Source organism: Phenylobacterium sp. (assembly GCF_044236515.1).
GTDB lineage: Bacteria > Pseudomonadota > Alphaproteobacteria > Caulobacterales > Caulobacteraceae > Phenylobacterium.
In genome coordinates this window covers 25,622-33,265 of sequence record NZ_JBIIGK010000015.1, presented here as the reverse complement: position 1 = coordinate 33,265, position 7,644 = coordinate 25,622, and the positions used below count along the sequence as shown (strand labels likewise).

Below are 7,644 nucleotides of genomic sequence, written 5' to 3'. Positions count from 1 at the left end.
TCCGCAAGCTGGACGAGCTGCTGGCGGCTTAGGGACGCGCCGACTTGGACGTCATCTTCACCATCGTCTCGCGCAACTACGCCGCCCTGGCGCAGACCCTGATGCAGAGCCTCGCCCAGGCCGAGCCCCGGGCCCGCCGGGTGGTGGTGGCCGCCGACGGGCCGATCCCATCCCTGACGCCGTTCGCCGAGGTGATCGAGGCGGCCGAGGTCTGCGAGCATTTCGCCGACATGTGCGTCTACTATGAGGCGCTGGAGCTCAACACGGCGGTGAAGCCCTACGCGTTCCGGGCGCTGATGGCCCGCGACGGCGTGGAAAGCGTCACCTATCTCGACCCGGACATCTTCGTGTTCCGGCCGCTGGAGCGGGTGCGGCAGGGGCTGGACCGGGCCGACCTTGTCCTGACCCCGCACCTGACGCGGCCGCTGGTCGGCGACGCCAGCCCGAACGACCACGCCATCCTAAAGTCGGGCTCGTACAACCTCGGCTTCGCCTCGATGCGCAAGGCGGAGAAGACCGCCGGCCTGATCGACTGGTGGGCGGCGCGGTGCCGGTTCGACTGTCGGGTCGACCTCAAGGACGGCCTCTTCACCGACCAGCGCTGGATGGACCTGGCCCCGGGGTTTGTCGACAGCGTCGACCTGATCCGCGAGCCCGGGCTGAACCTCGCTTACTGGAACCTGGAGGGGCGCGAGCTTTCGCGCGCGGCCGACGGCTGGCGTGTGGACGGCGAGCCGCTGGCCTTCTTCCACTTCTCCGGCTTCGACCCGGCGCGGCCGCGCACCCTCAGCAAGCATCAGGACCGGCTGAGCGTGGCGGCTGGATCGCCGCTGGCGGCGCTGCTGGCCGACTATGGCCAGGCGCTGCTGAAGAACGGCCACGAGGACAGCCGCAAGGTCCCTTACGCCCACGACCGGTTCGGCGATGGCCGGCGGGTGACGCGGACGATGCGGCGGCGGGCCCTGCGCGCGGCGCGGGCCGGGGAGCGTTTCGACGATGGGCTGGCCGGCGCCTCCGCCTGGATGGACGAGGCCGATCCTGAGATGCACCTGCCCGGCCTGCCGGACGTCACCCGGGTGGTGGACCAGGCCTGGCGCGACCATCCGGCCGGCGACGCCTTCGACCGCGGCTCGGCGGAGGGCCGGACGGGCTTCCTGCGTTGGTTCGCCGACAACGCCGAGGCGGCAGGCGCCGACGATCACGCCGTACGTGCGGCCGAGCGGATCGCGGAGGCCGGCGGCGGCGGCGGGCGCGAGGCCGACCCGGAGGCCTGGCGCGACGCCCCGTGGACCGGTCCAGCGAGCGAGGTCGCCGCGTGGCTGCGCGAGGCGCATGAGCCGCCACGCGCCGTGACCGCCTTGCTGGCGGCGCGCAAGGACCTGCGTCGCCGGTTCGGCGGCGAGCCGGACCGGCTGCTGGCCTGGTGCATCGGGCCGGAGGCGGCGGCGGGGCGGTTCAGCCTGGACCTGCTGCCAGAGGCGACGCTGAGCCGGCTGGCCGGAAATCCAGAGATCCTGGCCGAGGCCGCGCGGCTGGCCGACCCCGCGGGCGGCGGCGGCGAGCTTCGCCGGCGGCTGTCGGTCGGCTTTGGGGTCGGGGCGCGGGCCGGCTGGCCGGAGCGACTGATCGCGCCCTTGCAAGCGCCCTACCTGACCGCCGCGGAGGGCCTGCGGGCGCCGTTCGTCGGGCTGTTCGCCGAGATCTGGAAGAGCCGGCCCGACCTGCAACGGCTCTATCCGCTGGCGACCGCGAAAGGCCGGTTCCGGTTCCTGCGCTGGCTGCTGGCCGGAGGCCTGAAGGAATATGGCGTCGATCCCGCTGCCTTGCCGGCGGCGGTGCGCGACCATCCGCTGATGCGGCTGGCGCCCCTGAGCTTGCGCGGGCGGGCGAGCCGGGCGTCCGGGCGGACGTCGCCAGGCGGCCAGGCGGCGCGCCTCTATGTTGTCGAAGCGGCTGAGGCGGCGCCGGCGGGCGCGGTCTACGAGGCGTCGCGCGGGCGGTTCCGCGGCCGGGCGCCGGCGCAGGTCGACGAAGTGGTGTTCCTGACCGCTCCAACCTTTGTCGCGGCGGACGCGATCTCGCTGATGGCGCAGGGGCTCCGTTGGCGCCGCGCGGTTGGAGCCTGGGACGCCGCCGCGGTTGCGGCCTTGCGCGTCGACAGCCCGGCGCTATCGTTCGTCGACGAGATCTGGACGGCCGCGCCAGTGCGGGACGACCTGCCGCGGCCGGTCGTGACGCGCGCCATACCAGTCGCTTGAGCCGGGCTGCTACAGCCACGCTTCAGTTGTACTGATAGCGATCAGCAACGTCAGAGCGCTTTATAGTGTTTTTCAGTGGATAACGCTGTTGATGCTTCGCCCAATCCGCAACGTGGGTTCACACATGGCTCAGATTGCGCCATTCTGACGCAGGTCGTGCTTGGCTGGTGCGGCTGGATCGCCGCCCGCGTTTGGCCGACACTGACGACGGGGACGGTTCGCTGCAACTGAAGGCGGACTGATGTTAGTACTCGTCGTTGAAGACGAACCCATGATCGCAGCCTCCATCGAATGGGAGCTTACGGACGCCGGGCATCAGGTCCTCGGCCCGGCGGCGTCGGCTGACGAGGCGATGGCGCTGACCGAGAGCGTGCGGCCCGACATCGCCCTTGTCGACATCAACCTCGGCGGCCGCGACGACGGCGTGGCCCTGGCCCGCGATCTGAAGACGCGCCTCGGCGCGCCCGTCGTGTTCGTCACCGGCCAGCTGACCCAGGCCCGCCAGGCCCGGGACGCGGCGATCGGCGTGCTGCCCAAACCCTTCAGCTTCCGGGCGCTGGTGGCGACGATCCCGTTCGCCGCCGCTGTCAACGAGGGCCGCTGGCCCAGCCGCACACCGCAGGGGTTGGAGCTGTTCCAGACCTCGGCCGCGGCCCAGGCCAGCTAAACTCAGTCTTCGCGCTTGAAGGTCCGCCGCTCGGGGGCGATGCGGACGTGGGCCTTGGCGCCGCTGTCCCGCAGGATCTGCGCGGTCTCCCGCGCCAGGCGGGCAGCCTCCTCGCGATCGGCGGTGAGCGCCATCAGTTCGCGGTCGATGGCCACGCCCCAGCGCTCGCCTTCGCGCCGCACCACGACATGGAGGATCATCGAGCCGCTTCGGCCGCGGCGAGGGCCCGTTGCGCGGCCTTGAAGTTCCACTCCGCGATCAGGGGGACGTAGAGCTTCGCGCCGCTGGGCAGGGCGTAGACTTCCACCCGCGCGCCGCCGGCGGTTCGCCTGACCTGGACTGTGCGCGAAGCGGGGGGCACGGGCGTTGGGAACCTCCGCGGTCCGACGCCACCGAGGCTTGGGTCCCGCGCCCCCACAACCAGCGGGCGGCGCCGGCGGTTCCCACCTTGGATGCAGCGCAATATGGCCTTAGCTTCAGGGCTTCGCCTTGCCGCCCGCCGCCGGAGGAGCTCGCATGAAACTGGTCATCGCGATCATCAAGCCGAGCCGCATGGACGCGGTTCTTGAGGCGGTGACCTCGGCCGGCGCCTCGGGCGTCACCGTCACCGAAGTGCGCGGCTATGGCCGCCAGCGCGGCAAGACCGAGGTCTATCGCGGGGCCGAATACGAGGTGAAACTGCTGCCGAAGGTGAAGCTCGAGATCGCGGTGCCGTCGGATATCGTCGACGCCGTCGTCGAAGCGATCACCCAGACGGCGAACACCGGCAAGATCGGCGACGGCAAGGTGTTCGTGCTGGACCTCGAGCAGGCCCTGCGGATTCGCACCGGCGACACCGGGGCCGGGGCGATCGCGGGTTAGCGCCGGCCGCGCCTCTTCGGCGAGGGCGCCTCGGCGCCCGGCAGGGTCACCTCGCCGAACAGGTCCTTCGGCACCGCGGCGGGATCGGCCTCGGTGCGGCGGCTGAGCAGGAAGAGGGCGGTCTCGGCGCGCCAGTTCTCGACCCAGTTCTGCGGGTCCATCGGCCGCGCAGGCTGGCCGCCGGAGAGCGCCGCGCAGGCGTCGATGCGCAGGTCGAGGTCGGCGCACAGATCGGTGAAGTCGCGCAGGGTGCAGAGGTGGATGTTGGGCGTCGACCACCAGGGGTCGGGCAGCGCCCGGGTCTCCGGCATCCGGCCGCGGGTCATCAGCGAGGCGCGCATGCGCCAATGGCCGAAGTTCGGCACCGAGACGATGGCGTATTCGGCGATGCGCAGCAGTTCGGACAGCACGTGCCGCGGCTCGCGCATCTGCTGCAGGGTCTTCGACAGGATGGCGTAGTCGAATGCGCGGGTCGGGAAATGGTCGAGGTCGCGGTCGCCGTCACCCTGCACGACGGCAAGGCCCCGGGCCAGGCAGGCGGAGACGCCGGCCGGGCTGATTTCCAGGCCCTGGCCGTCGATCGCCTTCTCCGACTTCAGCAGTTCGAGCAGCTCGCCCTCGCCGCAGCCGACGTCGAGCACCCGCGCGGACGGGCGCACGAGCCGCAGGATCTCGCGGAAGTCCTCACGCACCTGGGTCACGAAAGGCCCCGCATCTGGCCCGCCGACTGCAGGAAGCCGCGCAGGGTGCGGTCGAGCTGCGGCTCGTCGAGGAAGAAGGCGTCGTGGCCCTTGTCGGTCTCGATCTCGACGAAGCTGGCCCGGCAGCCGGCGGCGTTGAGGGCGCGGACGATGTCTCGGCTCTCGGCCGTCGCATAGAGCCAGTCGGAGGAGAACGAGAGCACGCAGAACCGGACGTTCCGCGCCTTGGCGAACGCCTCGGCCAGGACCCCGCCGTGCGGCGCGGCGAGGTCGAAATAGTCGAGCGCCCGGGTGATGTAGAGGTAGGAGTTGGCGTCGAAGCGATCGACGAAGCTCGCCCCCTGGTGGCGCAGGTAGCTCTCGACCTGGAAGTCGGCGTCGAAGCCCCACGACAGACCGTCCTTGCGCAACTCGCGCCCGAACTTGCGCTGCAGCGCCGCCTCGGAGAGGTAGGTGATGTGCGCGGCCATGCGGGCCACGGCCAGCCCCTTTTCCGGCCGCACGCCGGCGGCGTCATAGGCTCCGCCCCGCCAGTCGGGGTCCGCCATGATCGCCTGGCGCCCCACCTCGTGGAAGGCGATATTCTGGGCCGAGTGGCGGGCGGCGGCGGCGATGCACACCGCGCTGAACACCCGGTCCGGATAGTCGGCGGCCCACTGCAGCACCTGCATGCCGCCCATCGATCCGCCGATAACCGCGAACAGGGTGTCGATTCCGAGGGCGTCGATCAGCATGACCTGGGCCCGCACCATGTCGGCGATGGTGATCATCGGGAAGGTCAGGCCGTAGGGCTTGCCGGTCGACGGATCGGTCGAGGCCGGGCCGCTGGAGCCCATGCAGCCGCCGACGACGTTCGACGAGATGATGAAGTGCTTCTGCGGGTCGAGCGGCAGCCCCGGTCCGATCACCCGGCTCCACCAGCCCGGCTTGCCGGTCACCGGATGCGGCGAGGCGGCGTACTGGTCGCCGGTCAGGGCGTGGCAGACGAGGACGGCGTTGCTCCCGTCGGCGTTCAGGCGGCCATAGGTTTCGTAGGCGATCTCGAGGCCGTCCAGCGTCGCGCCGGAGTCCAGGCGCAGGCCCTTGCCCTTCGGGAAGCGCATCACCCCGCCGGCCGTCTCGAACGCGGAGCGTGCGGGGCCTGAGCTTTGCGGCGAGGTGTCGTCCATGGGTCCCTGTAGGACCGACAAGCCCATTCGGTGTCAATGGCTTCGCAGGCGGGGCCGGGGCCGCTATGAGGGCGGCGAGGTGACGACTCGAATGGACCGCCTGATCCTGTTCCGCCACGGCAAGGCCGAGCCCGACTCGGCCAGTGGCGAAGACTTCGACCGCCGGCTGGCGCCGCGCGGCCAACGCGAAACCGTGGACATGAGCGTGCGCCTGGCCGGCAAGGGCTTTTCGCCCGACAAGGTGCTGGTCTCGACCGCGGCGCGGACGCGCGACACCTGGGCGGTGGCGCAGGCGGCGTTCCCTGACGCCTATGCGGTGTTCCTCGACGAGCTCTACCTGGCCGAAGCGGCCGTGATCTGGCAGGCGGCGAAGGCCGCCGACGGCGGCACGGTGATGGTCGTCGGCCACAATCCCGGCCTGCAGGAACTGGCCATCGAGCTTTGCCGGGCCGGCGGGGCGGCTCCGGCCCTGACCGTTCGCGCTCAGAACCGCTTCCCCACCGCCGGGGCGGCGGCGTTCGCCATCGACGCCGGCGGCCGGCCGACGGCCGAGGGGCTGTTCCTGCCCGAACGCTGGGACTGAGGGCGGGCGATGGGCCGGATCTACAAGATCCTCAAGCAGGGTGAGTGGGAGGCCGCGCGCGCCGCGGGGGTCTTCGCCGGCTCGGCCGTCGACCTGGCGGACGGCTACATCCACTTCTCCACCGCCGCCCAGGCCGTCGAGACAGCGCGCAAGCACTTCGCCGGGCAGGCGGACCTGATGGTGCTGGAGGTCGAAGCCGACGACCTGGCCGGCGCCGACCTGCGCTGGGAGCCGTCGCGCGGCGGCGACCTCTTCCCTCACCTCTATGGGCCGCTGCCGACCGCGGCCGTGCGCCATGTCGCGCCAGCGCCGCTCGGACCGGACGGCGCGCCGCAGTTGCCGGAGCTGGCATGAGCGCCATCCACACCCTGGCCGCCCGCGTGCTGCGGACGCTGGAGCCGGAGAAAGCCCATCGGCTGGCGATCCTCGGCCTCAAGGTCGGCCTCGGACCGCGCGGCGGAGCTGACGATCCGGTGCTGGCGACGAGCATCGCGGGGCTCGACATGCCGAATCCGGTCGGCCTCGCCCCCGGCTTCGACAAGGACGCGGAGGTGTTCGCGCCGATGCTGCAGGCCGGCTTCGGGTTCGTGGAGTGTGGCACGGTCACGCCGCGGCCGCAGGTCGGCAATCCGCGCCCGCGGCTGTTCCGCCTGACCGAGGATCGGGCGGTGATCAACCGCATGGGCTTCAACAACCACGGCCTGGAGGCCTTCGCCGGCCGACTGGCCAAGCGGGGGCCGGGCGTCGTCGGGGCCAACATCGGCGCCAACAAGGACACCGAAGACCGCGCCGCCGACTATGTCGCCGGCCTGACGCGGCTCTGGGGGCAGGCGTCCTACTTCACCATCAACATCTCCTCGCCGAACACGCCGGGACTTCGGGCGCTGCAGACCAAGGCGGCGCTGGAGGATCTGCTCGGCCGACTGGCCGAGGCGCGCGACGCCCTGCCGGCGCAGGGGGCCGCGCCGATGTTCCTGAAGGTCGCCCCGGACCTGGAGGACGGCGAGGTCGAGACCATCGTCGACACCTGCGTGGTCCACGGCCTGGCGGGCGTGATCGTCTCCAACACAACGATCTCGCGCCCGGCGCTGCGCTCGAAGTTCCGCGACGAGGCCGGCGGGCTGTCGGGGGCCCCGCTGACCGAACTGTCCACCCAGATGCTGGCGCGGTTCTCGCAGGCGGCGGCCGGTCGGCTCGAACTGATCGGCGCCGGCGGGGTCGGCTCGGGCGCCGAGGCCTATGCGAAGATCCGGGCCGGGGCCCGGGCGGTGCAGCTCTATTCGGCGCTGGTCTACGAGGGACCGGGCCTGGTGACGCGGATCAAACGCGACCTCGCCGCCCGGCTGCGGGCCGACGGATTCCGTTCCGTGAAGGCCGCGGTCGGAGCGAGGTAGGCGCAACAGCC

General features: G+C 71.6%; 10 protein-coding genes. 6 read left to right on the top strand and 4 right to left on the bottom strand.

Translation table 11 applies throughout. From position 1 onward, the window contains the following. Nucleotides 1-44 precede the first annotated feature (44 nt). Both ACILRF_RS03085 and ACILRF_RS03080 read left to right on the top strand, forming a co-directional pair. On the top strand, nt 45-2,258 hold the full coding sequence (locus ACILRF_RS03085; protein ID WP_395670802.1) for a hypothetical protein: 2,214 nt from the start codon (nt 45-47) through the stop codon (nt 2,256-2,258). Between the two features lie 241 nt (nt 2,259-2,499). Next, nucleotides 2,500-2,925, top strand: a complete 426-nt coding sequence (locus ACILRF_RS03080) for a response regulator (protein WP_395670801.1) — start codon at nt 2,500-2,502, stop codon at nt 2,923-2,925. Between the two features lie 2 nt (nt 2,926-2,927). On the opposite strand, the gene ACILRF_RS03075 is transcribed toward ACILRF_RS03080, so the two are convergent. Continuing rightward, a complete protein-coding gene (locus ACILRF_RS03075; RefSeq protein ID WP_395670800.1) occupies nt 2,928-3,125 on the bottom strand; it encodes a hypothetical protein in 198 nt (65 codons plus the stop codon). Continuing rightward, complete coding sequence (locus ACILRF_RS03070) at nt 3,122-3,286, bottom strand: hypothetical protein (protein ID WP_395670799.1); 165 nt, start codon at nt 3,284-3,286, stop codon at nt 3,122-3,124. Before ACILRF_RS03070 ends, ACILRF_RS03075 begins: the two co-directional genes overlap by 4 nt. 155 nt (nt 3,287-3,441) lie before the next feature. Between ACILRF_RS03070 and ACILRF_RS03065 the strand changes: the two genes are divergently transcribed. Beyond that, nucleotides 3,442-3,786 carry a P-II family nitrogen regulator gene (locus tag ACILRF_RS03065; protein ID WP_395670798.1) on the top strand — a complete coding sequence of 115 codons (345 nt, stop codon included), beginning with the start codon at nt 3,442-3,444 and terminating at the stop codon, nt 3,784-3,786. Here the strand turns inward: ACILRF_RS03065 and metW are convergent. Together metW and ACILRF_RS03055 are read right to left on the bottom strand one after the other, a co-directional pair. Next, nucleotides 3,783-4,487, bottom strand: coding sequence for a methionine biosynthesis protein MetW (metW, locus tag ACILRF_RS03060; RefSeq protein WP_395670797.1), 705 nt, complete (start codon nt 4,485-4,487; stop codon nt 3,783-3,785). The two genes, ACILRF_RS03065 and metW, sit on opposite strands and share 4 nt — an antisense overlap. After that, the gene (locus ACILRF_RS03055; protein WP_395670796.1) at nt 4,484-5,656 is read right to left on the bottom strand and encodes a homoserine O-acetyltransferase; all 1,173 of its coding nucleotides are present in this window, start codon (nt 5,654-5,656) and stop codon (nt 4,484-4,486) included. Before ACILRF_RS03055 ends, metW begins: the two co-directional genes overlap by 4 nt. 91 nt (nt 5,657-5,747) lie before the next feature. On the opposite strand from ACILRF_RS03055, the gene ACILRF_RS03050 reads away from it, so the two are divergent. From ACILRF_RS03050 to ACILRF_RS03040, 3 genes are read left to right on the top strand one after another with little or no spacing between them, the layout of a single operon-like run. Continuing rightward, complete coding sequence (locus ACILRF_RS03050) at nt 5,748-6,239, top strand: SixA phosphatase family protein (RefSeq protein ID WP_395670795.1); 492 nt, start codon at nt 5,748-5,750, stop codon at nt 6,237-6,239. A 9-nt stretch (nt 6,240-6,248) separates the two neighbouring features. Next, nucleotides 6,249-6,593 (top strand): DUF952 domain-containing protein, encoded by a 345-nt coding sequence (locus ACILRF_RS03045; RefSeq protein ID WP_395670794.1) that lies wholly within the window; start codon nt 6,249-6,251, stop codon nt 6,591-6,593. Beyond that, on the top strand, nt 6,590-7,633 hold the full coding sequence (locus tag ACILRF_RS03040; protein ID WP_395670793.1) for a quinone-dependent dihydroorotate dehydrogenase: 1,044 nt from the start codon (nt 6,590-6,592) through the stop codon (nt 7,631-7,633). Before ACILRF_RS03045 ends, ACILRF_RS03040 begins: the two co-directional genes overlap by 4 nt. The last annotated feature ends 11 nt before the right edge of the window (nt 7,634-7,644 follow it).